27 protein-coding genes, 4 tRNA genes and 1 riboswitch are annotated in these 25,532 nt (G+C 60.1%); of the genes, 12 read left to right on the forward strand and 19 right to left on the reverse strand.

The window, feature by feature from the left end:
- Window position 1: 1 nt before the first annotated feature.
- The 3 genes from cobO to btuB are packed head-to-tail and all read right to left on the reverse strand — an operon-like array spanning window position 2 to window position 3,068.
- Entirely contained in the window at window positions 2-604 is a 603-nt protein-coding gene (gene cobO / locus NAV33_RS08120) for a cob(I)yrinic acid a,c-diamide adenosyltransferase (protein ID WP_255978752.1), read from the reverse strand.
- Window positions 604-1,179 carry a hypothetical protein gene (locus NAV33_RS08125; RefSeq protein WP_255978754.1) on the reverse strand — a complete coding sequence of 192 codons (576 nt, stop codon included), beginning with the start codon at window positions 1,177-1,179 and terminating at the stop codon, window positions 604-606. The genes cobO and NAV33_RS08125 overlap by 1 nt, the downstream gene beginning before the upstream one ends.
- Window positions 1,180-1,202: 23 nt before the next feature.
- Entirely contained in the window at window positions 1,203-3,068 is a 1,866-nt protein-coding gene (gene btuB, locus NAV33_RS08130; protein ID WP_255978756.1) for a TonB-dependent vitamin B12 receptor, read from the reverse strand.
- Between the two features lie 112 nt (window positions 3,069-3,180).
- Window positions 3,181-3,400, reverse strand: a riboswitch (cobalamin riboswitch).
- Between the two features lie 165 nt (window positions 3,401-3,565).
- Here btuB and NAV33_RS08135 point away from each other — a divergent pair.
- Entirely contained in the window at window positions 3,566-4,369 is an 804-nt protein-coding gene (locus NAV33_RS08135; protein WP_255978758.1) for a metallophosphoesterase family protein, read from the forward strand.
- Between the two features lie 95 nt (window positions 4,370-4,464).
- On the opposite strand, the gene NAV33_RS08140 is transcribed toward NAV33_RS08135, so the two are convergent.
- From NAV33_RS08140 to ttcA, 7 genes are all read right to left on the reverse strand, one after another.
- Window positions 4,465-4,782 (reverse strand): hypothetical protein, encoded by a 318-nt coding sequence (locus tag NAV33_RS08140; protein WP_255978760.1) that lies wholly within the window; start codon window positions 4,780-4,782, stop codon window positions 4,465-4,467.
- A gap of 75 nt (window positions 4,783-4,857) precedes the next feature.
- Window positions 4,858-5,385 (reverse strand): C40 family peptidase, encoded by a 528-nt coding sequence (locus NAV33_RS08145; RefSeq protein ID WP_255978762.1) that lies wholly within the window; start codon window positions 5,383-5,385, stop codon window positions 4,858-4,860.
- Between the two features lie 84 nt (window positions 5,386-5,469).
- Window positions 5,470-6,114 carry a C40 family peptidase gene (locus NAV33_RS08150; RefSeq protein ID WP_255978764.1) on the reverse strand — a complete coding sequence of 215 codons (645 nt, stop codon included), beginning with the start codon at window positions 6,112-6,114 and terminating at the stop codon, window positions 5,470-5,472.
- 65 nt (window positions 6,115-6,179) lie between these two features.
- On the reverse strand, window positions 6,180-6,944 hold the full coding sequence (locus NAV33_RS08155) for an NAD-dependent deacylase (RefSeq protein WP_255978766.1): 765 nt from the start codon (window positions 6,942-6,944) through the stop codon (window positions 6,180-6,182).
- A 96-nt stretch (window positions 6,945-7,040) separates the two neighbouring features.
- Entirely contained in the window at window positions 7,041-7,712 is a 672-nt protein-coding gene (locus NAV33_RS08160; RefSeq protein WP_255978768.1) for a DNA-3-methyladenine glycosylase I, read from the reverse strand.
- Window positions 7,713-7,803: 91 nt separating this feature from the next.
- Complete coding sequence (locus NAV33_RS08165) at window positions 7,804-8,874, reverse strand: 3-deoxy-7-phosphoheptulonate synthase (protein ID WP_255978770.1); 1,071 nt, start codon at window positions 8,872-8,874, stop codon at window positions 7,804-7,806.
- A 586-nt stretch (window positions 8,875-9,460) separates the two neighbouring features.
- A complete protein-coding gene (gene ttcA / locus NAV33_RS08170) occupies window positions 9,461-10,285 on the reverse strand; it encodes a tRNA 2-thiocytidine(32) synthetase TtcA (protein ID WP_255978771.1) in 825 nt (274 codons plus the stop codon).
- Between the two features lie 112 nt (window positions 10,286-10,397).
- Here ttcA and NAV33_RS08175 point away from each other — a divergent pair, with 112 nt between their 5' ends.
- From NAV33_RS08175 to NAV33_RS08190, 4 genes are all read left to right on the forward strand, one after another.
- Complete coding sequence (locus NAV33_RS08175; RefSeq protein ID WP_255978773.1) at window positions 10,398-11,024, forward strand: DNA-J related domain-containing protein; 627 nt, start codon at window positions 10,398-10,400, stop codon at window positions 11,022-11,024.
- A gap of 138 nt (window positions 11,025-11,162) precedes the next feature.
- Window positions 11,163-11,762 carry a Yip1 family protein gene (locus tag NAV33_RS08180; RefSeq protein WP_255978775.1) on the forward strand — a complete coding sequence of 200 codons (600 nt, stop codon included), beginning with the start codon at window positions 11,163-11,165 and terminating at the stop codon, window positions 11,760-11,762.
- Window positions 11,763-11,931: 169 nt separating this feature from the next.
- Window positions 11,932-12,597, forward strand: a complete 666-nt coding sequence (locus NAV33_RS08185; RefSeq protein ID WP_255978777.1) for a Yip1 family protein — start codon at window positions 11,932-11,934, stop codon at window positions 12,595-12,597.
- 55 nt (window positions 12,598-12,652) lie between these two features.
- Window positions 12,653-13,147, forward strand: coding sequence for a SprT family zinc-dependent metalloprotease (locus NAV33_RS08190; protein ID WP_255978779.1), 495 nt, complete (start codon window positions 12,653-12,655; stop codon window positions 13,145-13,147).
- Between the two features lie 16 nt (window positions 13,148-13,163).
- Here NAV33_RS08190 and NAV33_RS08195 read toward each other — a convergent pair whose 3' ends face one another.
- The gene (locus tag NAV33_RS08195) at window positions 13,164-14,351 is read right to left on the reverse strand and encodes an MFS transporter (RefSeq protein WP_255978781.1); all 1,188 of its coding nucleotides are present in this window, start codon (window positions 14,349-14,351) and stop codon (window positions 13,164-13,166) included.
- A gap of 376 nt (window positions 14,352-14,727) precedes the next feature.
- Between NAV33_RS08195 and NAV33_RS08200 the strand changes: the two genes are divergently transcribed.
- The 3 genes from NAV33_RS08200 to NAV33_RS08210 all read left to right on the forward strand — a co-directional run bounded on the left by NAV33_RS08200 (window position 14,728) and on the right by NAV33_RS08210 (window position 16,591).
- A complete protein-coding gene (locus NAV33_RS08200; protein ID WP_255978783.1) occupies window positions 14,728-15,522 on the forward strand; it encodes a dienelactone hydrolase family protein in 795 nt (264 codons plus the stop codon).
- A gap of 236 nt (window positions 15,523-15,758) precedes the next feature.
- Complete coding sequence (locus NAV33_RS08205; protein ID WP_255978785.1) at window positions 15,759-16,196, forward strand: hypothetical protein; 438 nt, start codon at window positions 15,759-15,761, stop codon at window positions 16,194-16,196.
- Window positions 16,193-16,591: an META domain-containing protein gene (locus tag NAV33_RS08210; RefSeq protein ID WP_255978787.1), complete on the forward strand. Its 399-nt coding sequence runs from the start codon at window positions 16,193-16,195 to the stop codon at window positions 16,589-16,591. The genes NAV33_RS08205 and NAV33_RS08210 overlap by 4 nt, the downstream gene beginning before the upstream one ends.
- Window positions 16,592-16,951: 360 nt before the next feature.
- Here the strand turns inward: NAV33_RS08210 and dinB are convergent, their stop codons facing one another.
- The gene (gene dinB, locus NAV33_RS08215) at window positions 16,952-17,992 is read right to left on the reverse strand and encodes a DNA polymerase IV (RefSeq protein WP_255979312.1); all 1,041 of its coding nucleotides are present in this window, start codon (window positions 17,990-17,992) and stop codon (window positions 16,952-16,954) included.
- Window positions 17,993-18,222: 230 nt separating this feature from the next.
- On the opposite strand from dinB, the gene NAV33_RS08220 reads away from it, so the two are divergent.
- Together NAV33_RS08220 and NAV33_RS08225 are read left to right on the forward strand one after the other, a co-directional pair.
- The gene (locus NAV33_RS08220; protein ID WP_255978789.1) at window positions 18,223-18,534 is read left to right on the forward strand and encodes a hypothetical protein; all 312 of its coding nucleotides are present in this window, start codon (window positions 18,223-18,225) and stop codon (window positions 18,532-18,534) included.
- 222 nt (window positions 18,535-18,756) lie between these two features.
- Window positions 18,757-19,032, forward strand: coding sequence for a hypothetical protein (locus NAV33_RS08225; RefSeq protein ID WP_255978791.1), 276 nt, complete (start codon window positions 18,757-18,759; stop codon window positions 19,030-19,032).
- A gap of 13 nt (window positions 19,033-19,045) precedes the next feature.
- On the opposite strand, the gene NAV33_RS08230 is transcribed toward NAV33_RS08225, so the two are convergent.
- The 7 genes from NAV33_RS08230 to NAV33_RS08260 all read right to left on the reverse strand — a co-directional run bounded on the left by NAV33_RS08230 (window position 19,046) and on the right by NAV33_RS08260 (window position 22,834).
- Window positions 19,046-19,495 carry an acyl-CoA thioesterase gene (locus NAV33_RS08230; RefSeq protein ID WP_255978793.1) on the reverse strand — a complete coding sequence of 150 codons (450 nt, stop codon included), beginning with the start codon at window positions 19,493-19,495 and terminating at the stop codon, window positions 19,046-19,048.
- A 237-nt stretch (window positions 19,496-19,732) separates the two neighbouring features.
- A tRNA-Glu gene (locus tag NAV33_RS08235) sits at window positions 19,733-19,808 on the reverse strand.
- A gap of 47 nt (window positions 19,809-19,855) precedes the next feature.
- Window positions 19,856-19,931: transfer RNA gene (locus NAV33_RS08240), tRNA-Ala, on the reverse strand.
- 50 nt (window positions 19,932-19,981) lie between these two features.
- Window positions 19,982-20,057, reverse strand: a tRNA-Glu gene (locus NAV33_RS08245).
- Window positions 20,058-20,108: 51 nt separating this feature from the next.
- Window positions 20,109-20,184, reverse strand: a tRNA-Ala gene (locus NAV33_RS08250).
- A 184-nt stretch (window positions 20,185-20,368) separates the two neighbouring features.
- Window positions 20,369-21,850, reverse strand: a complete 1,482-nt coding sequence (gltX, locus tag NAV33_RS08255; protein ID WP_255978795.1) for a glutamate--tRNA ligase — start codon at window positions 21,848-21,850, stop codon at window positions 20,369-20,371.
- A 54-nt stretch (window positions 21,851-21,904) separates the two neighbouring features.
- On the reverse strand, window positions 21,905-22,834 hold the full coding sequence (locus tag NAV33_RS08260; RefSeq protein ID WP_255978797.1) for a LysR family transcriptional regulator: 930 nt from the start codon (window positions 22,832-22,834) through the stop codon (window positions 21,905-21,907).
- A gap of 103 nt (window positions 22,835-22,937) precedes the next feature.
- Between NAV33_RS08260 and NAV33_RS08265 the strand changes: the two genes are divergently transcribed.
- Together NAV33_RS08265 and NAV33_RS08270 are read left to right on the forward strand one after the other, a co-directional pair.
- A complete protein-coding gene (locus NAV33_RS08265; RefSeq protein WP_255978799.1) occupies window positions 22,938-23,972 on the forward strand; it encodes an HlyD family secretion protein in 1,035 nt (344 codons plus the stop codon).
- Entirely contained in the window at window positions 23,962-25,512 is a 1,551-nt protein-coding gene (locus NAV33_RS08270) for an MDR family MFS transporter (protein ID WP_336605362.1), read from the forward strand. The genes NAV33_RS08265 and NAV33_RS08270 overlap by 11 nt, the downstream gene beginning before the upstream one ends.
- Window positions 25,513-25,532: the final 20 nt, after the last annotated feature.

Raw genomic sequence — 25,532 nt, forward strand, 5'->3', positions numbered from 1 at the left:
ATCAGAATTCAACGCCCTTTTGCGCCTTCACACCTGCCTTGAGGGCATGTTTGATCAGGCTCATTTCAGTCACAGTATCGGCCGCTTCGATCAGCCCGGGCGGTGCGCCGCGACCGGTCACTACCACGTGCTGCAACATTGGTCGCGACTCGATATCGGCGAGCACTGGGTCGAGTTCCAGATAGCCGTACTTGAGCGCAATGTTCAGCTCGTCCAGCACCACCAGTCCAACCTCCGGGTTAGCCAGTAGCTGCGCCGCCACTGCCCAGGCTTCGCGAGCCTTGGCGATGTCGCGTTGACGATCCTGGGTTTCCCAGGTGAAGCCTTCGCCCATCACGTGATAGCGCACTTCCTCGGGGAAACGCCGGAAGAAGTTTTCCTCCCCTGTGCTGGCCGCGCCCTTGATGAACTGCACCACGCCGACCTTGATGCCGTGGCCCAGCGCGCGGGCGACCATGCCGAAGGCCGAGCTGCTCTTGCCCTTGCCGTTACCGGTGTGCACCAGCAGCAGGCCGTACTCGTCCTGGGCCTCGGCGATCTTCGCATCGACCACCGCCTTCTTGCGCTGCATCCGTGCCTTGTGTCGTGCGTCGCGGTCGTCCATCAATGCACCTCCCGCGCGCGCATCAGGCGCAGCGCCGAGACGATACCGACATGCAGCACCAGCGCCGTGCCGACGTAGAACGCCAGGTTGCTCAGGTGACGCGGCACATACTGGGCGATGCGCGGCAGGAAGCCGGCCAGCGTCGGCTCCGGATAGCGGCCGGAGAAGAAGTAGAACGCCCCGCCGGAGATCAGGTAGGCGACGAAACCCGCGACCAGCAACGTCAGTGCCAGCACGGCCAGGCTGCGCAGATCGTCGCGCTGCCAGCCGGCGAACAACCGTCCCGCCAGCCACAGGCTGCCGTAGGCCGGCACCAGTGCCCAGTAGGCCGGCGACAAGCACCAGTCACTGATGCTGCCGCTGGCGAGAGAGCCGAAGTCCAGCGCGGACGCTTCGGCGAACAGCAGCACGAACATCCAGCGCGAACGCAGGTAGAAGCCGGCCAGGAAGAAGATCGACCAGCTGGCGCTGGGCAGATTCTCGACGCTGGCGAAATGTTGACCACGTGTCATGGCCATCAGCAGGATCAGCGCGGCGCCTATTGCCAACTGGGCGCGTGTGGACAGGACGTGCATGGGGTTCTCCTTTGGGTTGCCGGTCAGAGAGCCTGGTAGCGGACGGTGAAATACACCGCGCGACCGGGCTGTTCGTAGGTTTGGGTGGTTTCGTATTGGCGGTCGAACAGGTTCGCCAGCTTGACCTGCAGGCGCCAGGCCTCGTCGATGCGGTATTCGCTGCGCAGGTCCATCAAGGCGTAGCCGGGCATGCGGGACTCTTCAGTGTTGCTCGCCTTGTCGAAGCGCTCGCTCACCGCGTACAGCGAGGCGCCCAGGCCGATGGCGCCGAACTGGCGATCCAGGTCCAGGTTGAACTGACGCTTGGCGCGGCGTTGCAGCAGATGCCCGTGGTTGGCCTTGCTGCGGTCCTGTGGGTCCATGAAGGTCAGATTGGCGTTCACATCCCAGCCGGCCAGCACGGTGGCAACGGTGGTTTCAATGCCGCGAATGCGCGCCACGTCGACGTTTTCCGGGCGCATGGGGCTGGTCCCAGCCCAGACGATCAGATCCTCGATCTGGTTTTCATAGGCGTTGACGCTCCACTCGCCCCAGCCGTGGCTACCTCGAATGCCGATCTCGTAGCTTTCCGACTCTTCCGGTTGGACGTCCGGGTTGCCGGCGGTAAAGGCGCCGGCCGGGTAGTACAGGTCGTTGAAAGTCGGTGCGCGGTAGGCGGTGCCGTAGGCAGCGGTCAGCGTCAGCGCATCGCTCAATTCGAAGCTGTAGCCCAGGCTGCCGGTGTCGTGCGAACCGAAGAACTCATCGTCGTCTCGACGCAGGCCAGCCTGCACGCCGTGACGACCGAAGGCGGCCTGATACTGGACGAAGTAGCCCTTGTTGTATCGGCTGTCCTCGGCATAGTTATCATTGCTGTCGATTCGATCGGTCTGGTAGTCCATCCCGAGGCTCAGCACCTGCGCCTCGCCGAAACGCAGGTCGTTCTGCCAACTCAGACTGTCGCGGCGGGTGTCGAAGCGGGAATAGAAACCGCCATCCTGAAAGTTGTCGCTCAGGTCCTCGCTGTGCCCCGCCTGCAAGGTGACGTCCCAGAAAGCCAGCGGCGAGAAGCGCGCGCGGCCGCTGATCGCCTGCAGAGAGCCGTCGCTGTAGGCATCGCGACCGGTGGCGCCGCTGGTCGAACGGGTGTCGAAATCGCTGTGGTTCTCGCTCTGCAGCCAGCTGCCGTCCAGCTCCAGACCATTGTCGAAGCGATAGCCAGCGCGGAGCAGTCCGGACAGCTCGCGGTAGCCGTCGGCATCCGGCTCGTAGGCATTGGGTACAGTGCTGCGATAGGCGCGGGCGTTGATGCCGTCGGTGGACTCGCTGGCTACCCCGAGGTTGAGCCAGCCATTGCCTTGGCTACCGGCCACGCCGGCTGATCCGCTGTAGCTCGAACGCGAACCGGCGCCGGCCGAGAAGTAAGGCTTGAAGCCATCATTGCCACCACGGCGAGTGAAGATCTGGATCACCCCGCCCATGGCTTCCGAACCGTACAGACTGGAACGCGGGCCGCGCACGATCTCGATGCGCTCGATCTGTTCTACCGGGATGCTTTGCAGCGCGGCGCTGCCGGAGGTGGCCGAGCCGACCCGAACGCCGTCAATCAGCACCAGTACGTGCTTGTCGCTGGTACCGCGAATGGACACCGAGGTGCTCTTGCCGCGCCCGCCATTGCTGGTGATGCTCACCCCGGCCAGGCGCTGCAGCAGCTCCGGCACGCTGCCAGCTTGCTGGCGTTCGATCTCGTCTCGGGTGATCAGGTTACTGGAGGCGATGGATACCGGCGAATGGCCGGTCCGACTGGCAGTAATCACCTGCTGGCCCAGCAGCAAAGCATCGCCGTGATTGGCCAGGACACAGGAAGGAAGGCCCAGCAGAACTACGGCCAGGGGAAGGGATTTGCGCATTGGATGAAATTCTCCGTCGTGCCCGCCGCACGACATATGTCGATAAGGCAGACGGAGAATTCGAAAGGAGCGCAGGTGCAAGCAGCCGCACCCCGATCAGCGCCCGCCGCACTGCCGTGGAATGCGACAGGCCGGTCTCCGGGCTTACGAGCGGTTGCCTTGCAGCATCCCGAAACCGCGCCTTCCCATGCCTATGGCACAGTGGCTTTGAGCGGTTTCTTATCTCGCCTACCGTTGCGGGGGCAGCGCCGGAATCTTCGTGAGAGTGGACCGGCTTCCCTGTTTCACCCAACTGGCTTTTCGCCAGGGGTACCTGAAGCAGCGCGGAGGTTAGTCCAAGGCCCTGCGCAGCGCAACTGGAAGCAGCGCTGCATGGTGTATCGGCGCCCTTAGGTGCAATTCGCCAGCAATTCACCGGAACGCTAAGCGCTGATCGGCTTCGAATGCAACAATGCGCCACTCGCACCCGGCCATCCCTAACGAGAAGACGCCAGCCAATGACGACCATCGTGCAGATCTCCGACACCCACTTCGGCACTGAGCAACCGGCAGTGGTGCAAGCCATGGAAGACCATGTGCGCGAGCATGGCGCCGACCTGTTGATCTTTTCTGGGGACATCACACAACGCGCCAGAGCTGGGCAATTTGCGGCTGCCCAGGCATTCGTCCAACGGCTGAAAGGTCATGGCATACCAGAAACGCTGGTCATCCCAGGCAACCACGACATTCCGCTGTACAACGTTTTCGCACGCTTTTTAATGCCCTATCGCAACTACCGCCAGCACTTCGGCCATGATCTGGAACCGACCTTCGAAAACGACGAAATGCTCGTGATTGGGCTCAATACCACCCACCCGCGGCGGCACAAAGACGGACTGGTAACCGCCGAGCAGGTGCAAGCGGTGGCACGACGTTTAAAGCAAAGCGACCCCAACAAGGTGCGTATTGTGGTGGCGCATCAGCCCTTCGGGGCGATGGTGCTGAGTGATCTGAGCAACCTGCAACGCGGCGCCGATGCAGCGCTGCACTGCTGGGCAGATGAAGGTCTCGATCTGGTGATGGGCGGGCATATTCACCTGCCCTACGTGTTGCCATTGACCAAGCAGTACACCGGTCTGTCGCGAGAAATCTGGATGATCCAGGCGGGCACCACGCTGTCATCGCGGGTCCGCGGCACCTCGCCGAATTCGTTCAACCGCCTCAAGCTGCATCCCGGCGCAGACAAGAAAGCCTGCGTCGAACGCTGGGACCTGCTGGATGATCGCTTCGTGCTGGGCTCGCACTTCAACCTGCATTGGTAGAAAGGCGAAGTCTCTTAGCCGTTCTAATGCGCTACGGACATAAAGCCAACAGGACCAATTCATAGTCGCAGGCGCACCGGAAAGCTGGTGTCGAACTAGTGTCTCGGAGTAAACCCGGCTGGCTTGGTTGCCAGCCAATCGACGAACGCACACAAGCGCGAATCGGCGAGCAACGCCTCTCGGCTGTTGTAAACAAGCGCCAACTCTTTCTCCGTGAAGAGCCGATGAATCTGGTTGTGGCAGGCCCGGCATACCCACAAGGTGGCCGTGATGCGCTCATCACGGGGAAAGCGCTTGCGCACGTAGGTTTTGCCGTGCAGCGCCTTGGGGATCAGATGATGGCGGGTCAAGGGTGCCTGGCGGCGACAAAGCTCGCACGCCTCGGGTTGGTCCGGCAGGCGGAGGATTGGCATGCTCAGCTGCCTTTTGATCGTCGAAACCTGGGCGCGGCGTCGGTCATCATCAACTCCTGCCAGGCACGTTGAGCCTCACGGATTGCGGGCAAGTTGCTCGCTGTCGAGGACGCGCTTGGCGCTGAGGTAGTTCTTCTGCCAGTAGCTATTGGAGAGGCTGTCCAGCCGCACTGTTCCGCCGCTGGAGGGCGCGTGGACGAAACGCCCGTTCCCGACGTAGATAGCTGCATGACTGACGCGGCGCCCACCACTGGTCGCGAAGAACAACAGATCGCCCGCCTGTAGCGCATCGCGCCTGACTGCAGCGCCGCGCATGGTGCTCATTTCGCGCGTGGTACGAGGCAGTGCGAGATCTGCCGCGCCGCGGAAGACGTAGCCAATCAGGCCACTGCAATCGAAGCCGCTATCGGGTGTGTTGCCACCGTAGCGATAAGGTGTGCCGACCAGCCCCAGAGCAGTGAACAGGACGTCTTCTGCAGTACCTGGCAACTGCTGCGGCGCCGCAGGTGCTATCACGACCGGTTCAACGGGCTGCCGTCCGGCACAGGCTGTCAGCAGCAAAGCTGTCAGCAGAACAGTCGTGAGACGGGCCAGAAAGGGCATGGCAGAGCAGTCCAGGCAAATGAGCCATCACTCTGCCGGCATGCGCCGATGGATGCAACCCCCGGCGCAGCTCAACCTCGCCGATCAATGATGAACGGGAATAGAGCTCGAATCGTGAGCCAGAGCCAGCACGCGCTTGGCTTGCATAAAGCTGGCGCGCCAGTATTTGCTATCCAGGCTGTCGACGCGAACGCCGCCGCTGCGACTACTGGAGGAATGGATGAACTGGTCATCGCCGATGTAGATACCGGCATGGCTGACCCGGCCGCGACCGCGATTATTGAAAAAAACCACGTCGCCCGGTTGCAACTCGCTGCGTTTGATCTTCGGGGCGTCGAGGTTGATCATTTCGCGCGTAGAGCGTGGCAGCTCGATCCCGGCTTCCTTGCGGAACAGGAAGCTGACGAAGCCACTGCAATCGAAACCGGTTTTTGTCGAGGTTCCGCCATACCGGTAAGGCGTTCCAACGAGGGTAAAACCACGCTCGAGAATGCTGTCGGCAAGCGGCGGCAATTCATAGCTCTGCCCATCGGATAGGTCGCGGAGCTGTTGCTCGCTGCGTTCGGATGATTCGGCTTGGGCGGTATCCGCTTCTGGTTCGACGCTCGCAAGTTCGAATTGGAAATCGTGCAGCGCGAGAGGACTTTCGGTCTGTTCTGGCTGTCCGGCACAGGCCGTCAGCAGCAAGATGAAAGCAAATGGCAACAGGGGTGCGAGGCGTTGGCGCATGGCACAGGCATGTCGGGAAGTCGAAAGTGGCGAGACTATGCCTGCCGATGCCCCGATGAGCAAATTCAATCAGAGAAAATGTGACGGATTAGCTGCGGCAAAACGTCTGACGCGCCTGCTGCCAAATGGACATCCACCAGAAGCGACAGCTCGCTGGCGACCGGATCGATCTGTGCCGTAAACCCGCCGTTGTGGCGTGTACGCAGTATCGGTTCGACGATATAGGCGAAGCTCGCCGAGGTGCCCACCGCGACCACCGCGTCGAATCCCTCTGCCATCTCGGTCTGCAAGCGCCCCAACGCCGCCTCCGGCAACATCTCCTCGAACAGCACCACTGGCGGTCGCAGCACGCCGCCGCATGCGCAACGCGGCGGCAGCGGGCGACCAAGATTGCAACTCAACTGGTCGCTCTGCTCGCCACAGGTCATGCAGTACAGCGGTGCAATGGTTCCGTGGATTTCAATCAACCGTTGTGGCGGGCTGCCGGCCGCCAGGTGATAGCCATCGACGTTCTGCGTCAGTACCCAGCAGCCTGGCTTGTGCCGTTGCAGCTCGGCGATGGCAGTGTGACCGGCATTGGGCTCGGCGCAGAGGCAGGCACGGCCGATTTCAGCCAGGTATTTCCAACACAGCGCTGGATTACGTCTGAGCATCGGGCCGGACAACGCCACCTCGATTGGCAGGCCGTCCTCGGTGTGACCGTTGTACAGCCCGCCGACGCCACGATAGGTCGGCAGCCCGGAATCCGCGGAAAGCCCGGCGCCGGTGATGATCAGGATGCGCTCTGCCTGCCGCAGCGCCTTGGCAATTCGCTGCATGGCTCCGTCCATCTTTGTCCTCCTTCGCTGTCAGCCCTGGCTGGCTTGATGCGACATGACTTCAAATAGGACCGCGCTTGAAGCACTTCGACTCGATACGCAATGGGCTCAGTGGTTAACGGTAAACGCCAGCATCACCGACAGCTGACACATGGGGCGGCCGCTCTCGCTGTGCCACTGATTGAACATTGATTGCACGGCCGCCTGGTCGCGTTGGCTGCTGGGCACCTTGTCGACCACTTTTTGCGCCTTGAGTGCAGCGACCACGTCATTGCTAGGGATGAAGGTGTCTTTGCCGGCCATGCGCAGCAGACGCGGCGCGGACAACCCGCCTAGCTGACATCCCTGTTTGGCCAGGTAGCGCCACAGACCGACGATATCGGTTACCGGCCAATCGGCGATGAGATCGCCGAAGCAGCCGTGCTCCTTTGCCACGTCAAGTACGAACTGGGCATTGCGCGGCACACTTTTGAGCTTGCCCAAATGGCGAATGACCCGCGTGTCCTGCATCAGTCGCTCGATATGCTCGCCGCCCATCAACACCAACTTTTCCGGGTCGAAACGGAAGAACACTTCCTCGAATGCCGGCCATTTCGCATCCACCAAACTGTGCTTGAGTCCGGCACGGAATATCCGCAGGCTGATCAGCGAGAGATAGCGGTCATCCGGAACGGCCCGCAAGTCGTCAGCGCTGTTGGGGCGCGGCAGTCGGTTTTCCAGTGCCGCGGCAGAGCCGAAGCGATTCAGACAATATTCGTACAGCCATTTGTAATCGCGCATGGGGTTCTGTAGGGCGGGAAAACCAGCCGCACAGGTTGCCCGCAAGACCCTGCGAACCGCAAGCCCGGCCGTCGCAGCCGGGCTTGCTGAGTCAGCCGCGCAACCGATCAGCCGCGTCACGCAGCATCTGCTCGGTGGCGCTCCAGCCCAGGCAACCATCGGTAATGGAAACGCCGTAACGCAGGTCGTCGGAAAGCGGTTGGCAACCATCGAACAGGTGGCTTTCGATCATGACGCCACGCAGGCTCGCATCGCCGGTCAGGCGTTGGTCAATGACGTTCTGCAGCACCGCTGGCTGGCGCAGCGGGTTCTTGCCGCTGTTGGCGTGGCTGCAATCGACCATGATCCGAGCAGCGATGCCTTGCTTGAGCAACGCAGCATTAGCCATCGCAACGCTTTCGGCGTCATGGTTCGGTCCGGTATGGCCGCCGCGCAGCACCAGATGCGTGTCCGGGTTACCGAGGGTGCTCATCAGCGCCGGATGGCCGAGATCATCGATACCGAAATGCTGATGCGGATGCGCCGCCGAACGCATCGCGTCACAGGCGATCCCCACACTGCCATCGGTGCCGTTCTTGAAACCCACCGGCAGGTCCAGGCCACTGACCATTTCGCGATGAATCTGAGATTCGCTGGTGCGCGCACCAATCGCTGCCCAGCTCAGCAGATCATCGAAATAGGCCGCTGCCAGAGGCTGCAACAGCTCGGTGGCGATCGGCAGGCCGCGGTCGAGGATGTCCAGCATCAAGCGGCGCGATACGCTCAGCCCTTCGGCCATATTGCTGCTGCCGTCCAGATGCGGATCGTAGACCAGTCCCTTCCAGCCGACCGTTGTACGGGGCTTCTCGACATAAGCGCGCATCACCAGCAACAGCTGATCGCTGACCTGTGGCGCCAGTTCGGCCAGGCGTGAGGCGTAATCGAGCGCAGATTGCGGGTCGTGCAGAGAGCACGGCCCGATCACCACCAGCAGGCGCGGATCGCTGCCGTCGAGCACGGCGCGGATGGCATTGCGGTCGGTCCGGATACGCTCGGAAAGCGCGGCGTTCAACGGTAGGCGTTGGCGTAGTACGGCGGGACTGGGCAGCGGTTGAGCGCTGCGTCTGGCTGGGTTGGAGACGGGGTTGGAGTTAGCGAGCTGAGCGGAAATCGGTGCGTTCATGATCTGGCGGTCCTTTGGCCGGCGCGGCTTCTGTGCCGCGCCAGCGCTAGCGAAGTGTTCGGTCTATAGGTGTTGGAACAGCGGCATTGAAGCGGCTAAATCGCCAGTCATAACGGAAGGTGCGGTAATAGCTGCGGTAGTTGTTCATCTGTTTTGTCCTCTGCGTTGGGCCTTTCAGGCCGGAAAAAGAAAACCCCCGGTGGGATGGCCGACCGGGGGTTCGAAAACTGTCTGGTGGCGACCCTGTTTGCTAGGGCGCCTGTGGGGTATCAGGCGCGCCTATGGCTAAACCAATACCCAAAAAAGTAATAACCAGCAGCCGCGATCACTTGTCCACGCAAATGCGCGGCGCGCGCGGCACCAGCGTTTACGTGGGAAAGGGAAGCGAGGCTGAGGGACATATCAAACTCCTGAATGGCGTTTACCTTACTGCTGCGAGCTGCTTGCCGCAAGCTCGTAGGATAGACCAACAGCGTTCCGCTTCAGCGCTACCAGTCAGATCATTGAGCCCACCGGCTCACATTACGAATTCTGCCGGTGGGCTGAAGCCCACCCTACCCTGCAAAACTTTGCACGTGCGGCTGCTTTACAAGCTCATCACATCGAGAAAGCGCGGCGTGGCGTCGTTGTCGATGCGCAAACTAGTGAAATCGAACAGGTTACGGTCCGCCAGCTGCGACGGCACCACGTTCTGCAGGGCGCGGAACATGATCTCGACGCGCCCCGGCGACTTGCGCTCCCACTCTTGCAGCATCTCCTTGACCACCTGACGCTGAAGGTTTTCCTGCGAACCGCAGAGGTTGCACGGGATGATCGGAAATCCTTTCATCTGCGAATACGCTTCGATATCGGCCTCGTTGCAATAGGCCAACGGGCGAATCACTACGTTACGGCCGTCGTCTGAGAGCAGTTTGGGTGGCATGGCCTTGAGCGTGCCGCCGTAGAACATATTAAGGAAGAAGGTTTCCAGAATGTCGTCGCGATGGTGACCGAGCGCCATCTTGGTGGCGCCGATCTCGTCGGCGAATGTGTAGAGCGTGCCGCGACGCAGGCGCGAGCACAGCGAGCAAGTGGTCTTGCCTTCCGGGATCTTTTCCTTGACCACCGAATAGGTGTCCTTCTCGACGATGTGGTAATCGACGCCGATGGATTTCAGATACTCGGGCAGGACGTGTTCGGGGAAGCCGGGCTGCTTCTGATCCATATTCACCGCAACGATCTCGAACTTGATCGGCGCGACCTTCTGCAGATACAGCAGCACGTCGAGCATGGTGTAGCTGTCCTTGCCGCCGGACAGGCAGACCATGACCTTATCGCCATCCTCGATCATGTTGAAATCGGTGACGGCCTCGCCGGCGAGGCGGCGCAGGCGCTTCTGCAGTTTGTTCTGGTTGACCGAGAGGTTGCCCATGTCAGAGTCCGGTGAGATGCGAAAGGCGCGCATTTTACGCGCAAAAAGTGCTGTCGCCCCAGCCCATCCATCCAGCCTTTTGCAATGCTGGCGCTATGCTAGGCTTGCCGGCATGAACGATGATTTCGAACCCGACATGGACCTGGCCGAACAGATACTCGTGCTGCTGCGCGAACAGCCAGAAGGTTGCAGCGAATACCAGCTGATTCAGCAGCTCAAGGCCCGTCATAGCACCCATATCCCTAACCTGCCGCTACTCGACAAGTTAGTGCTGTTTCGCACCCATTTCCTTGTCTTCAACGCGCTGTACCGTCTACGCGATCAGCTGTGGGGCGAAACCAGCCACGACCTGCAAATCTCTCCCTTGTGCGTTCAGCTCCAGCCCTACACACCCGCAGTCAGCGGTGTAACTACGCAGGACCCGCTGCGCGAGTACTACCTGGACATGACCAACCTGCGCGATACCGACGAGGACGCAGTGGAACGGCTATTGGCCAGCTTCTGGTCGCGCATGCGTGGCGACTATATCGGTGAGCGGAACAGTGCAGAGGATCCGGAGCAGAAGCGTGCGGCACTTGAGCTGTTTGAACTGGATCAGGAAGGCTCGCTGAATCTGCATGCAATCAAGCGACGCTATCGCCAGCTTGTCAGCATTCACCATCCCGACCGCGGCGGCAGCACGACGCGCATCCAGTCAATCAATCTGGCGATGGAAATACTCCAGCGCTATTACCGGTGACGGCATAGCTTCCAATTGCTCTAACCATGCCTAATCCGCCGTACCGTCAACTTCCTATACTGCGACTTAAGGTCGCACGCCCGTCCACTTGACGGCACGCCAGGCGAAGCGACCCTCCAAAACTGAGGAGACGCTGGCATGATCAATCACGTTTGGGGACTGTTCGCTCATCCTGGCCAGGAATGGCAGGAAATCACTGGGGAAGAACGCGAGGTCGGACACCTGCATCTGGGTGAGGTCGCAGTGTTAGCGGCGATTCCGGCAATATCAGCGTTCATCGGAACCACTCAGGTCGGCTGGAGCATCGGCGGTGGCGAGGCGGTAAAGCTCACCGAGAGCAGCGCGCTACAGCTCACCCTCCTCTCTTACTTGGCGATGCTCGCCGGCGTCGCGGTGATGGGTGGATTCATTCACTGGATGGCACGCACCTATGATGCAAGCCCGACGCTGGTGCAATGCATCGTTTTTGCGGCCTACACCGCGACACCCTTGTTCGTCGGCGGGCTGGCTGCGATCTATCCGCACATTTGGCTGGGCATGATCGTCGGCACGGCAGCGATCTGCTACACGACGTACCTGCTCTATGTCGGCTTGCCAACTTTCATGAACATCCCATCGGACGAGGGCTTTCTGTTCTCAAGCTCGATATTGGCTGTCGGGCTGGTCGTGCTGGTGGCGATCATCGCGTTATCGGTGATCACATGGGGCATGGGGGTCGGTCCGATCTACATTCGCTGACAAGCGGCAAGCTGAAAGCTTCAAGCTCCGAACTGGCGGGGCTTGAAGCTTTTGTATGTGTCTGAACTATCCAGGCACGACAGATTGAAACCAAAGCCTGCTGAATCCCTGCGCCGCTGTGACGTCTATACGTACGACAGCGGCTCAAGCATCGGTATCAGGAGGCTCCATGACCCCAGAATTCATTAGCTTGTTCACCCGGCCGGACCGTGCCTGGGAAACGATCCGCCAGAAGGAAGACGTCCACGGCCTGCACTATCTGATGCACCTTCTGGTGCTGGCGCTGATTCCCGCCGTGTGCTTGTTCATCGGGGTTACCTTTGTCGGCTGGAGCCTGGTAGATGATGAACGCGTAAGACTCGACTTCGCCAGCGCATTGCAGCTGTGTCTGCTGCTCTACGTCACGATCATCATCGGCACCGTAATCATGGGTTTTTTCGTACGCTGGATGGCGCGTGCGTTCGATGTGCGGCCGAACCTGAACCAATGCATCGGCTTCATCGCTTACGTGATTACACCCTTTCTGCTCGCCGGGGTCACGGGCCTGTACCCGAACCGCTGGTTCGCCGCCATCGTCCTGCTGATCGCCGGAATCTACGCCACCTATCTGCTGTTCACCGGCCTCCCGGCCTTTATGCGTCAGCGCAGCTCGCAGAGCTTTCTCTATGCGAGCTCGATCTGGGGCGTCGCGTTGCTCGTGCTGGTAACCGTGCTGGTCAGCATGATCCTGTTCTGGAATCTCTCACTGGAGCCGAACTATGAGCGCACCGTGCAGGAAAACCAGAGCTATGGCACACAGCAGGAACGTCCTCAGGAGGCACCCGGCGGTCTCTGAGTAGTTGTCAGCCGAGCAGGTTGCGGCATAATTCCGGGCTCCTTTGGAGGCCCCTATGCCCGAGCAGCTTCATGCCCGCGTCGAGGCCTGTTATCAGCAGGCCGAAACCTTTTTCAATCAGCGCTTCGAACGGCCGCAGGTCAGCTTCAAACTGCGCGGACAGAAAGCAGGTGTTGCGCATCTGAACCAGAACCTGCTGCGCTTCAACCCAAAGCTTTATCAGGAAAATCGCGAGCACTTTCTCAAGCAGACCGTAGCCCATGAAGTTGCGCATCTGGTTGCCCACCAAATGTTCGGCGGACACATCCGCCCGCATGGCGAAGAGTGGCAGCTGATCATGCGCGGCGTATATGAGCTGACCCCGGACCGCTGCCACACCTACCAAATCGCCCGTCGCCAAGTCACCCGCTACATCTATCGTTGCCAGTGTGTTGAGCAGGACTTTCCCTTCACGGCGCAGCGTCATGCCCTGGTCCGCAAGGGGCGTCGCTATTTCTGCCGCAGCTGCCGCGCCACGCTGGTTTTCAGCGGCCAGCAACGCCTCGAGTGAGCACCGCGCCAATGCGCTACAGGCGCCGTGCCCACCAGGCGGCCAACACGAACAGCGCAGCGAGCACCGCCATGAGTGGTAACCAGCCGGCGTGCTCCCAGACATAACCGGCTGCATAACCCACCACGCTCGACCCTAAGTAATAAGCGCAGAGGTACAACGCCGATGCCTGGGCTTTAGCGCCCCTGGCATGCAGGCCAACCTGCCCGCTCGCGACCGCATGGGCAGCAAAGAACCCCAACGTGAACAGCGCCAGGCCGACAATGATGGCGATCAACCAGGGCGTCGAACACAGCACCACGCCTATAAGCATCAAGCCGACTCCGCCTTGGAGTACCGCTCTGACGCCGAAGCGCGGCACCAACCTTCCGGCCCAACCCGCGCTGAAGATTCCCACGAGATAAACGGTGAACAGCAGGCCAATCACCGTCGAGGATAGACCGAAAGGCGCTCCGGCCAGACGAAAACCGATGTAGTTGAACAGTGCGACGAAGCCGCCCATCAGCAGAAACGCCTGCAGAAACAACTGACGCAATATCGGGTTGCTCAGATGCTGGCCGAAGTTGCCGAGCAATCCGCGCAGTGACAGCGGCTGGGCCTTGAAATGGCGCGATGCCGGCAACAGCCAGACGAACAACCCCAGCGACAAAAGACCCAGGCCGGCGATCCCGCCGAGTGCCAATTGCCAGCCACCGATATCGCTCAACAGCCCAGACAGCAATCTGCCCAACAGACCGCCGAGTGCGGTCCCGCCAATGTACAAGCCCATCGCGGCCGGCAGCGAATCGGGATCGAACTCCTCGCCCACATAAGCCATCGCCAACGCTGGCATTCCGCTAAGCGCGAGACCCAACAAGGCCCGTAGCAGCAGCAAAAGATTCCAGGAATCCACCAACACACAGGCAAGTCCCAGCAGGCTTGCTAACGACAGTGCCGCGACCATCACCGGCTTGCGTCCCCAGCTTTCAGCAAGAGCCCCGGACACTAGCAGGCAAAGCGCCAGCGACAGGGTCGCCAACGATAACGCCAGGCTGCTGCTGGCGGCCGAGACGGAAAAATGTGCAGCCAGCAGCGGCAGCAACGGTTGCACGCAATAGAGCATGGCAAAGGTTGCGAAGCCGGCACAGAACAGCGCCAGCGTCGCGCGACGGTAGGCGGCGGTGCCGCGCTTGAAGTGAGTCGAGGAGTCGCTATCGGCATTCATCATCAATCCCCGAATTCTGCCCATCAGCCTTGGAAAAAAAGGCGCGAAGACTAGCACAGAGCGGTTTGTCATCCGCGGTCTTATACAAGTCGGCCAAGATAAGCATAGGTGCGAATCCGCCGGCAGCTTCCTCGCAGGCAAAACCAAATGACGCCGTTTCGGAACGAAGCTTCAGCCGGTGTACCCGTTGTGCCTTGGTGCAACATCATCTACAACATCCCTGCTCACCCGAAAGGACGGTATCGCAGGCGTCCTTCATCAGTGATGGTTACGACAGGCGCTGGGGCTTGAGCACCGTTCCGCCTGAACAACCTGGTTGTGCGCAAGTCGAACAACCGCTGTCTATCGACGCTGTCCATAACAAGGAGTTTTTTCCATGCGCTATTACTTGCTCGGCGCGCTGATGGCCGCCAGTGCCTTCGCTCAAGCCGAAATACAGACCCAGGAAATTCCCTACACCGCTGACGACGGCACCAAGATGATCGGCTACTACGCCTATGACGACGCTATCGAAGGCAAACGCCCCGGCGTTGTAGTGGTCCATGAATGGTGGGGCCTGAATGATTACGCAAAAAGCCGTGCCCGCGATCTTGCCGAGCTCGGCTACAGCGCGTTGGCGATCGACATGTACGGTGAAGGAAAGAACACCGAGCACCCGAAGGACGCCATGAGCTTCATGCAGGCTGCGCTGGCCGATGCCGATGCAGCCAAGGGCCGCTTCAATGCCGGCCTGGACCTACTCAAGCAACAGCAACAGACCGATGCCGCCAAACTCGCAGCGGTCGGCTACTGTTTCGGTGGCAAGGTGGTACTGGACATGGCGCGTCAGGGCGTGCCGCTCGAAGGTGTAGTCAGTTTCCATGGTGCGCTGGCCACCAACACCCGCGCCGCGCCCGGCAGCGTCAAGGCACGCGTGCTGGTTGAACATGGCAGCGAAGACAGCATGGTTAGCGCTGAAGACGTCGCCGCACTGAACGCGGAGATGGTCAAGGCCGGCGCCGACTTCCAGTTCGTCAACCTGCCCGGCGCCAAACACGGCTTCACCAACCCCGGCGCGGACAAGTTCCAGGACAAAGGCGTCGATGTGGCCTACAACAAGCGCGCGGACGAACGTTCCTGGGAAGACATGAAAGCCTTCTTCGACGAAACCTTTGCTGCTAGCCAACCATAACCGCGAGGTACTGCGCGATCTCTAACAGCGATCAATTGCCGTAGGAGCCAGGGGGACGCCGAGTTCTTACTGGCGATTCCCCGCTTGCGCCGAAGCCCCAATTCGCGAGCAAGCTCGCTCCTACAAAAAGCATCGCGGCGATTGCATCGTCCGCTGTTCTCAAACACGCCCAATATCCCGCCGTGCTAGCATTACCGCCCCACCGCAACTCCCCCTTACCCAGTCGATCGCGAGTCATGGCCGAACACGATTTCCGCTACAACCTGCTCAATCCTGCACACACACTGACCGAATGCCGCGCTCTAGCGCCGGGCCGCTACCAGGTCACCGGAAACGGCGGAAGCGTTCGCTCGGGTGATGTCCTGATCGTCACGCTCAAGGGCAGCCGCGAGCTCTCCCAACGCCTGACCGTGGACAAGGTTCGCCACCTGATCAATCCTCCGGGACAATGGATGGCCGTCGCTAGCGGTCCGGTATTCCGCGAGCTCGCGATCATTAATTGGCAAGTCGATTGCGACGGATGCGGCAAGCAGCTGGACTTCGAATTTGCCGTGGATGCAACCAAAGGCGAAGCCGCCCGCTCCCCCGCTGCTGAAGCGCGAATCGCCGAGCTCGGCTGGAAGAACCACGCGGGCCGCCACTTGTGCCCTGCATGCAAGGATGCTCAGCAATGAAAAAACTCACCCTGGCGAGTCTCGCCTTGTTGGTCAGCGGCTGTGCGGTCGAACCGCTGACCCTGCAGAACGACGTCACTTATATCGCCGAGTGGATCGGAAACAAGCCGGTCGTCGGTCGCAACCCGGTCTCGCTGACCTTCAGCGAAGACCGCGTCTATGGCAACGCTGGCTGCAACCACTGGTTCGCCAGCTACCAGCTCGACAATCAGCAAATTCGCTTCAGCGAAATCGGCAGTACGCGCAAGATGTGCGCGGAACACATCATGAAGCAAGAGCAGCACTTTCTTGAGCTGCTGTCGCAAATCGAACGATGGGATGTCTCCAAAATCGACCAGTTGCGCTTCTGGCCGGCTGAAGGCGCGCCGCTTCGGGTTTGGCCGGAACAGAACTGACTGCGCCAACCCTGAGCACGCTTGCCCGGATACGCACTGCAAGCATGCATGTTCACTTCGCTATTGAGCGCCGGGCTCCGCAACCCTATGGCTGCAGAGCCCATCACATTCAGCGTTACGTAGCTGCCCGCAGCTTTTCTTAACAAACCATCGGCAATCTTCCTGAACTGGCATGACCGATGCATTTCTTCGGTAACCAGTTTCGGGGGCCCCGGTACAGGCAGGCCGGGGAATCCCCTCTTTAATATGTCGATAGGAAGTTCAGACGCGTATCCAATTTACGTACGATGCAAAGACCCAGCGCGTATTGCGAGGCAGCAGAGCTGAAGAGCTGAAGAGAAAGCGCTATAGATAGCAGCCTCAGAACAGACGCAACTGCTCGAAGCCGCTACGCAGATCGATCAACCGGACGCCAACACCTATCAGCCGTACCGGGCGCTTGCCGCGCGCGAAGGCACCAGCAAGAAGGTCGGCGTAATCCTCCAGCTCGAGACCGGCACCGGCTTGCTCAAGGGTGGTCTGGGTGAAATCGTGGAATTTGAGTTTGACGAACGGTTTGCCGGGTCGGTAACCGCTATCGAGCCGCGCCATCCTTCCGGCGAGTTCATCGAGCAGCTCTGGCAATCGCTCAAGGCAGGCCGCGAGATCCGGTAGATCACGATCATAAGTATTCTCGACACTGACTGACTGCCGCCGGCTTTCGACCTGAACCTGGCGCTCATCGACCCCATGCGCCAGGCTCCACAGCCGCTCGCCGAACGATCCGAAATCACGTACCAAATCCAGGCGCTTCCAGGTGCGCAGATCGGCGCAGGTTTGAATGCCCATTCTTTTCAGCTTTTCGGCTGTGACCCGCCCGACCCCGTGCAGCTTGGTGACCGGCAAGGCCTGCACGAAGTCGTCGACCTGGTTCGGCGTAATCACGAACAACCCATCGGGCTTATTCCAGTCACTGGCGATCTTGGCGAGAAACTTGTTCGGAGCTACCCCCGCTGAAACCGTGATGCGCAGCTGCTGCCAGACGCGCCGGCGGATGTCCTGTGCAATACGGGTTGCGCTGCCAGCGAAGTGCTCGCAGTTGCTTACGTCGAGATAGGCCTCATCCAGCGACAGCGGTTCGATCAGGTTGGTGTAGGTGCGAAAGATGCCGTGGATTTCCCTCGACGCTTCCTTATAGGCATCCATCCGGGGCCGCAGGATTAGCAGATCGGGACAAAGTTGTAGCGCATGCCCCGATGCCATGGCCGAGCGCACGCCATAGGCGCGTGCTTCGTAATTGCAAGTCGCAATGACACCACGACGGTCGGCCAGCCCGCCTACTGCAATAGGCCGGTTGGCGAGACTGGGATCGTCACGCATCTCGATCGCGGCGTAAAAGCAATCGCAATCGACGTGAATGATTTTTCGGGTCGGATTAACGGCAGGAAACTCGTAGCGGCATCAATGACCGCTCTCCTCGCACAAAACGCTATGCCGTACGGATGGGAGCGGGACCGCAGACATTATCACCGATTGTCAGCTCAAGGCGGACAACGGATGGATCGGTGGCCCGCTTCGGCGACCGGGTAAGTAATTGCAGCGGCCCCTGAGCAGAATCATAATGCATCATCAAAGAAAGGAGGCTTCTATAGGTGCCAAACCAGGTAGATCAACGCAAATACCACGCTTTGCGCAAGCACATCGACTGCCTGCTCTCCTCGGGCGCGTCGCTGGCCGGCAGAGATCCGGTCAGGCTATCGCTCGAAGAGCGTACCCTGACCGTGAGTCACGGAATGCTGGTGAACGAAGATGGCTATCTGGATCTGATCGAGGCCATATCTGACCTGGAGCAGCTTGATCCTAACCGCCGAGGATTGGCTATCGAGATCTGCTTGCAGCAACTCAGCCAGGCGATCGAATGCGCAACGGATAACATGAAATACTGTGCTAATATCCAACGCTGACTCCAGAGATCAGCCGCTCCGTCAGCGAACTCTCATCTTGGGAGTAAACATCCTCAGAGCTCCGCAAGTGAGCGATGCCGGCGGCAGTCCGAATTGCCATGATGATTCGATTCGGAGATTGCCCCCAGTATCCCAACCGCCTCGAAGCGAACAATTACCCAAGCTCCGAGTCGGAATTAGAGAGGTAGGAATCACCATTCCGACCACCTGGAGGAATTTCCGATGAAAACAATGACTCTAGCCGCCGCAATCTTTACCAGCGCTCTAGCCACTGGAGCGATGGCCAATCAGGAGGACATGCATAACGGCGCGCACGGTACCACTGGCGACACTCAGGGCAGCGCCATGAGCGAAAACCATCAGCGCGACGATATTGCTAATGTTGGAAAGGATGGCAAGACCATGGATGAAAAGATGAAGAATGAAGTGCAGGACGACTGGCGCGAAGACGCCAAGGAACGTCGTGACGCCGACGTTAGCAAGCCAGAACAGCGCTAAAGCAACGTATCTCCTAGAGCTCGAGGGGGTAAGGCTGAACCAGTGCCTTGCCGTACCCCTCGATGAACTCTGTCGGCATCCGCTTGGGTTTGCCGTTCGACAGCTGGATGCAGACAAAGGTGGTTTGGGCACGCAACAAAGTCGTACCGTCCGCGGGCCTGATCAATTGGAAATTCCGCTTCATCTTCAATCGCTGATCGGAATCGACGATCCAGGTCGCCAGCTGCAATTGATCCCCACGATAGGCTGCCGCCAGATAATCGATTTCGTGTCGAAGTACCGCCATTGCACGATCCAGCCGTCGGTAGTCCTCCAGCCCCAACCCCAGGCTTTGAGAGTGCTGCCAGGCACAGCGCTCAAGCCAGGACACGTAGACCGCATTATTGGCATGACCGAGCTCGTCGATATGTTCGGCACTTACCTGGAAGTCAATGATGAACGCGTCGGCCTGGTCCCAAGTCATGCATAACCCTCGCTGTCATGTGCGCCGCCAAGACTGCGGCCGGATGCCTATTGGAAGCCAGGCGTACGGTGGATGTCACGTGGGTAGCGATCATCTATGACTGACCATTCAGCATTGCTACCGTTTCAGCCTGATGAAGACGAGCCGCACAGGTACAGCCGGTTAAAACGTGCCCAAAACAAAAAGGGCCACTTCGTGAGAAATGACCCTTTGATGCCCAAAACGGGCAAATAAAAATGGCGTCCCCTAGGGGACTCGAACCCCTGTTACCGCCGTGAAAGGGCGGTGTCCTAGGCCACTAGACGAAGGGGACGAAACCTTCGATGAACAGATCGCCAAACGCTACGACCTGCCGTGGATTGGTGGAGCTAGACGGGATCGAACCGTCGACCTCTTGCATGCCATGCAAGCGCTCTCCCAGCTGAGCTATAGCCCCGGATTTAGCGTCTCCCGACTCGCGCCGCTTACGCATCGCGATTTGAATAATGGCGTCCCCTAGGGGACTCGAACCCCTGTTACCGCCGTGAAAGGGCGGTGTCCTAGGCCACTAGACGAAGGGGACGCAAGCCCTTCAAAGGCAACCGATCGAACCGACCGGTGTGGCAATCGAGATTGGTGGAGCTAGACGGGATCGAACCGTCGACCTCTTGCATGCCATGCAAGCGCTCTCCCAGCTGAGCTATAGCCCCATCTCGAGGACGGGGCGCATATTAGGTGCGCCCCTGCAGAGTGTCAACGATATTTTTGCTGAGTCACGAAGAATTTCGACATCAGAACAACTACTTACGCCGACGAGTGGCTGATCGGCAATCACTGGCGGACAGTACCGAAGCGCATCCGCCGCGCGAGCTCATCGGCACAGCAGTGCCGCTGTCAGGCCATCGCCGCGAACAGCTTTTCCCACTCTTTCACTTCTTTCTTCGACGCGCCGCCCAACAACTCCAACGCCTGGCGTAGACGGAAACGGGTCAGGTCCGGCCCGATAATCTCCATCGCATCCAGCACCGAGACCGAGCTGGCCTGGCCTGTAATGGAGGCAAACATCAGCGGCATCACGTCACGCAGCTTCAGTTCGAGATGGGTGCCAACGGTCTGGATACATTCGGTGATACGCTCCTTGTCCCACTGACGCAGCGCCTCCAGCTTCCACAGCGTCAGCTGCAATACCTGGCGAACTTGGGTGGCATCGAGCTTCTTGTGCTCGAATATCGCCGGATCGAGGCTCAGCGCGCCGGAGAAGAAGAAGCCAGCCAAAGGAGCGATCTGGCTGAAAGTCTCCACCCTGCCCTGCACGTGCGGTGCGATCTTCATCAGGTATTCGGGATTCAGTGCCCACTGCTGGACCTGACTGGCGAAGGCCTCCACGCTCAGCTCACGGATCCATTGGCCGTTGAGCCAGGACAGCTTCTCGACGTCGAAGATAGGTCCACCCAGGGAAACGCGGTTGATGTCGAAGTGCTCGATCATTTCCGCCAGGGTGAATTTCTCGCGCTCGTCGGGCATCGACCAGCCCATGCGGCCCAGGTAGTTGAGCATCGCCTCCGGCATGAAGCCCATGCGCTCGTAGAACGTCACCGAGGTGGGGTTCTTGCGCTTGGACAGCTTGCTCTTATCTGGATTGCGCAACAGCGGCATGTAGCACAGCTGCGGCTGTTCCCAGCCGAAGTATTCGTAGAGCTTGATCAGCTTGGGCGCCGACGGCAGCCATTCCTCGCCGCGCAGCACGTGGGTGATGCCCATCAGGTGGTCATCGACGACGTTGGCGAGGAAATAGGTCGGTAGACCGTCGGCCTTCATCAGCACCTGCATGTCCATGCGGTCCCAGCCGATCTCGACGGTACCGCGCAGCATGTCCTGCACCTGGCAAACGCCTTCGGTCGGCACCTTCATGCGGATCACGTGGGATTCGCCGCTGGCGATGCGCCGCTGCGCCTCAATCGGGGCGATGTGCATGCAACGGCCGTCGTAGCGCGGGGTTTCCTTGTTGGCCATCTGCTCGGCGCGCACCTGATCCAGGCGCTCGGCACTGCAGAAGCAGGGGAACGCATGACCCTTGGCGACCAGTTCGTCCGAATACTTCTTGTAAATCTCGCCGCGTTCGCTCTGCCGGTACGGACCATGCGGGCCGCCGACGTCCGGGCCTTCGTCCCACTCAATGCCCAGCCAGCGCAGCGCGTCATAAATCTGCTGTTCGGATTCGCGGGTCGAGCGCAGCTGATCGGTGTCCTCGATGCGCAGGATGAACTGGCCGCCGTGCTGGCGGGCGAAGCAGAGGTTGAACAGCGCGATATAGGCAGTGCCGACGTGAGGGTCGCCGGTGGGGGATGGTGCGATGCGGGTGCGAACGGTGGTCATGATGTTCTCGAATCAAGGCACAGGGAGACACGGCAACCAGCTCGGCCGGCTGAGTCAGCGCGTGTAAAGGCGCGATGTTAGCAGGCGCGCCTCCACCGGCTCCACAAGACGGCCATCAACCACCGGCAACGACTGCATCAGGAAGTCGAGGAATGCCTTTACCTTCATCGCTTGAAATCGCCGCGACGCATACACCGCGTACACCTCGCCGGTGGGCAGCGCCACATCCGGCAGCAGCTCGACCAGCTGACCAGCACGGACTTCGTGGTCGGTGATCATGGTTGGCAACGCAGCGATCCCGGCACCGGCGAGGGCTGCCTCGCGCGCGAAGGTGATGTTGTTGCAGGTCAGCACACGGCGACAGGCGATGTTCTGTTCGAGGATCGGCCAATAGCGCACCGGATCCCGCGACAGAGTGATCGCACGGTGCCCAGCGAGATCTTCGATATGTAACGGTACGCCATGCTGACCCAGATAAGCAGGGCTCGCGCAGAGACGCCGACGGGTTTCGAACAGCTTGCGTGCGATCAAGGTGGAGTCCTGAGGCTGCCCGACCAATATGACGATATCTACACCCTCTTCCACCGGATCGACAGGTCGCGAAGCCAGCTCTACCTCGGCATTTATCTCTGGATATTGGCGCATGAAGTCGCCTAGCACGCGACCAAGAATCCACTGACCGAACTCGATCGGCGCGGTGATCCGCAGCAACCCGGCCGGCGCCTGTTGCAGTTGCATGACCGCCTGCTCGGCTTCGGCGAAATCGAGCATGATCTGTCGGCAGCGCTCGTAATAGGCCTGGCCGACTTCGGTCAGTCGCAAGCGACGTGTGGTGCGATTGATCAACCGGACGCCGAGACGCTCTTCTAGCTGAACGATCCGCCGGCTGACGGTGGACTTCTGCATCCCGAGACTGTGCGCCGCTTGGGTAAAGCTATGGCACTCGACCACCCGAGTAAAAATCAGCGCGTCATCCAGGCCCATTCGTATTGTTCCTTATCTGCAACAAAGTTTCGCAACTGTAACGACTTATTACGCAAGCGGAACACTGTTAATTTGACCGGCTCACTTCGACAACGAGCGCCCCATGCCCGCCCAGCTGAAACGCCGACTGTTCATCTTCATTGCCTTGGTACTGCTGGTGGCGGCCGCGTTCTTCGCCCACTGGTATCTTGTAGGCCGCCACTACGAACACACCGACAACGCCTACGTGCAGGGGGAGATCACCCGGATTTCCAGCCAGCTCGCCGCGCGTATCGAGCAGGTCCATGTACGCGATAACCAGCACGTCAAACCAGGTGATCTGCTGGTGACACTGGAGCCGGGCGACTTCCGCCTTGCTGTCGAACAGGCCCGCGCCAATCTTGCCATTCGAGAGGCGGAGCTCGCCCAGGCCCGCAGCCGCCTTGCGCAGCAGGGCAGTTTGATTACAGCCAGCAAAGCCTCGGTCGGCGCTGCGCAGGCCAACCTGGAGCGAACACAGGTCGATCTCTCCCGTGTCGAGGCGCTGCGCAAGCCTGGTTTCGTCTCTGAGGAACGCGTCACCACCCTCTCCGCCGATGCCCGTGTCGCCCGCTCGCAACGGCAGAAAGCCGAAGCCGACCTTGATGCGCAACGGCAGCAGATCGAAGCACTGGAGGCCGACATCAAGCGGCTACAGGCACAGATAGCCAGCGCCCGCGCGGAAATCGAGCAGGCCGAACTGAACCTCGGCCGCAGCGAAATCCGATCTCCCATCAGCGGCATCGTCGGTCAGCGTTCGGCGCGTAACGGCCAGTACGTGCCGGTTGGCGCCTATCTGATGTCGATCGTTCCGGACGAGGAGATTTGGGTCCAGGCAAACTTCAAAGAAACCCAAATTGGTCGCATGCATGCAGGCCAGAGCGCCGAGCTAACCTTCGACAGCTTTCCCGACACACCCATCGAAGGGCGGGTCGAGAGCCTGTTTCCGGCATCGGGCGCGCAATTCAGCCTGTTGCCGCCGGACAATGCCACTGGTAACTTCACCAAGGTGGTCCAACGGATCCCGGTCAAGCTGACCTTTGCCAGCGACAACCCGCTCAAGGGTCGCATCCGCCCCGGCATGTCGGTGGACGTGAAGATCGACCTCCGTGGCCGCTGATGCGCTGATCCGCCCGGTTGGCGAACCCAGCCGGCGCGACTGGATTGCGGTGATGAGCGCGATGCTCGGCGCCTTCATGGCGGTGCTGGATATTCAGATCACCAATTCCTCGTTGAAGGATATCCAGGGTGCGCTGTCCGCCACGCTGGAGGAAGGCTCGTGGATTTCCACGTCCTATCTGGTGGCGGAAATCATCATGATTCCGCTGACCGCCTGGCTGGTTCAGCTGCTGTCGGCGCGACGGCTCGCCGTCTGGGTATCGATCGGTTTTCTATTTTCCTCACTGCTGTGCTCCTTCGCCTGGAATCTGGAAAGCATGATCGTCTTCCGGGCGCTACAAGGCTTTACTGGCGGCGCACTGATTCCGCTGGCCTTCACGCTGACGCTGATCAAACTGCCGGACCACCATCGCGCCAAGGGTATGGCGCTGTTCGCCATCACGGCCACCTTCGCGCCCTCGATCGGGCCGACTCTTGGTGGCTGGCTCACTGAAAGCTGGGGCTGGGAATATATTTTCTATATCAACGTGCCGCCCGGCCTGCTGATGATTGCCGGACTGCTCTATGGCCTGGAAAAGAAGCCGCCGCACTGGGAACTGCTCAAAAGCACCGATTACGCGGGCATCGTCACGCTGGCGATGGGTCTCGGGTGCCTGCAAGTGTTTCTTGAGGAAGGGCATCGCAAGGACTGGCTGGAGTCGAGCCTGATCGTCCAGCTCGGTTCGGTGGCGGCGGTCAGCCTAATACTCTTCGTGATCCTTCAGCTATCGCGCCCTAACCCGCTGATCAATCTGGGCATTCTGCGCGAGCGAAACTTCGGCCTGACCAGCATCGCCAGCTTAGGTATGGGATTGGGATTGTACGGCTCGATTTATCTGTTACCGCTGTACCTGGCGCAGATCCAGAATTACAACTCACTGCAGATCGGCCAGGTGATCATGTGGATGGGAATCCCGCAGCTTTTTCTAATTCCGCTCGTGCCCAAGCTGATGAAAATCATCCCACCGAAACTGCTGTGCGCGGCTGGGTTCGCGTTGTTCGGTATTTCAAGCTTTGCCTCCGGCGCGCTTAACCCCGACTTCGCCGGCGATCAATTCCATCCAATCCAGATCATCCGTGCGCTGGGCCAACCGATGATCATGGTAACTGTCTCGTTGATCGCCACCGCCTATATTCAGCCCCAGGATGCCGGCTCCGCTTCTAGTCTGTTCAACATCCTGCGCAACCTCGGCGGCGCCATCGGCATCGCATTGCTGGCGACGCTGCTCGACAGCCGTGCCAAAGTTTATTTCGATTACCTACGCGAATCAGTCGCACCAAGCAATCCGGCGGTGGCCGAACGCCTCGCCTCACTTACCCAGCAGCTAGGCAGTGAGCAGGCGGCACTGGGTAAGCTCAGCGAGATCACCCACCAGCAGGCGATGATCATGGCGTACAACGACGCCTTCCATTTCGTTGGCATCGCGCTGGCGATCAGCATGGTCGCGGTGCTGCTGACGCGTCGGCTGCCGGAGAATATCAAGGATGGCGCGGCGCACTAAGCCAGGTGGTGCGCAATGTC

Source organism: Stutzerimonas stutzeri (assembly GCF_024448715.1).
In the GTDB taxonomy this organism is placed as follows: Bacteria; Pseudomonadota; Gammaproteobacteria; order Pseudomonadales; family Pseudomonadaceae; genus Stutzerimonas; species Stutzerimonas stutzeri_AR.

Bases quoted from the DNA above. Each gene is read 5' to 3' on its own strand.
- btuB (WP_255978756.1), bottom strand. From the start codon at position 3,068: ATGCGCAAATCCCTTCCCCTGGCCGTAGTTCTGCTGGGCCTTCCTTCC.
- NAV33_RS08185 (WP_255978777.1), top strand. From the start codon at position 11,932: ATGACCCCAGAATTCATTAGCTTGTTCACCCGGCCGGACCGTGCCTGG.
- NAV33_RS08175 (WP_255978773.1), top strand. From the start codon at position 10,398: ATGAACGATGATTTCGAACCCGACATGGACCTGGCCGAACAGATACTC.
- NAV33_RS08155 (WP_255978766.1), bottom strand. From the start codon at position 6,944: ATGGACGGAGCCATGCAGCGAATTGCCAAGGCGCTGCGGCAGGCAGAG.
- NAV33_RS08205 (WP_255978785.1), top strand. From the start codon at position 15,759: ATGGCCGAACACGATTTCCGCTACAACCTGCTCAATCCTGCACACACA.
- NAV33_RS08210 (WP_255978787.1), top strand. From the start codon at position 16,193: ATGAAAAAACTCACCCTGGCGAGTCTCGCCTTGTTGGTCAGCGGCTGT.
- NAV33_RS08190 (WP_255978779.1), top strand. From the start codon at position 12,653: ATGCCCGAGCAGCTTCATGCCCGCGTCGAGGCCTGTTATCAGCAGGCC.
- NAV33_RS08150 (WP_255978764.1), bottom strand. From the start codon at position 6,114: ATGCGCCAACGCCTCGCACCCCTGTTGCCATTTGCTTTCATCTTGCTG.
- NAV33_RS08200 (WP_255978783.1), top strand. From the start codon at position 14,728: ATGCGCTATTACTTGCTCGGCGCGCTGATGGCCGCCAGTGCCTTCGCT.
- NAV33_RS08195 (WP_255978781.1), bottom strand. From the start codon at position 14,351: ATGAATGCCGATAGCGACTCCTCGACTCACTTCAAGCGCGGCACCGCC.
- NAV33_RS08260 (WP_255978797.1), bottom strand. From the start codon at position 22,834: ATGGGCCTGGATGACGCGCTGATTTTTACTCGGGTGGTCGAGTGCCAT.
- NAV33_RS08180 (WP_255978775.1), top strand. From the start codon at position 11,163: ATGATCAATCACGTTTGGGGACTGTTCGCTCATCCTGGCCAGGAATGG.
- NAV33_RS08230 (WP_255978793.1), bottom strand. From the start codon at position 19,495: ATGACTTGGGACCAGGCCGACGCGTTCATCATTGACTTCCAGGTAAGT.
- NAV33_RS08265 (WP_255978799.1), top strand. From the start codon at position 22,938: ATGCCCGCCCAGCTGAAACGCCGACTGTTCATCTTCATTGCCTTGGTA.
- NAV33_RS08160 (WP_255978768.1), bottom strand. From the start codon at position 7,712: ATGCGCGATTACAAATGGCTGTACGAATATTGTCTGAATCGCTTCGGC.
- cobO (WP_255978752.1), bottom strand. From the start codon at position 604: ATGGACGACCGCGACGCACGACACAAGGCACGGATGCAGCGCAAGAAG.
- NAV33_RS08135 (WP_255978758.1), top strand. From the start codon at position 3,566: ATGACGACCATCGTGCAGATCTCCGACACCCACTTCGGCACTGAGCAA.
- NAV33_RS08145 (WP_255978762.1), bottom strand. From the start codon at position 5,385: ATGCCCTTTCTGGCCCGTCTCACGACTGTTCTGCTGACAGCTTTGCTG.
- NAV33_RS08165 (WP_255978770.1), bottom strand. From the start codon at position 8,874: ATGAACGCACCGATTTCCGCTCAGCTCGCTAACTCCAACCCCGTCTCC.
- gltX (WP_255978795.1), bottom strand. From the start codon at position 21,850: ATGACCACCGTTCGCACCCGCATCGCACCATCCCCCACCGGCGACCCT.
- NAV33_RS08225 (WP_255978791.1), top strand. From the start codon at position 18,757: ATGAAAACAATGACTCTAGCCGCCGCAATCTTTACCAGCGCTCTAGCC.
- NAV33_RS08140 (WP_255978760.1), bottom strand. From the start codon at position 4,782: ATGCCAATCCTCCGCCTGCCGGACCAACCCGAGGCGTGCGAGCTTTGT.
- NAV33_RS08125 (WP_255978754.1), bottom strand. From the start codon at position 1,179: ATGCACGTCCTGTCCACACGCGCCCAGTTGGCAATAGGCGCCGCGCTG.
- ttcA (WP_255978771.1), bottom strand. From the start codon at position 10,285: ATGGGCAACCTCTCGGTCAACCAGAACAAACTGCAGAAGCGCCTGCGC.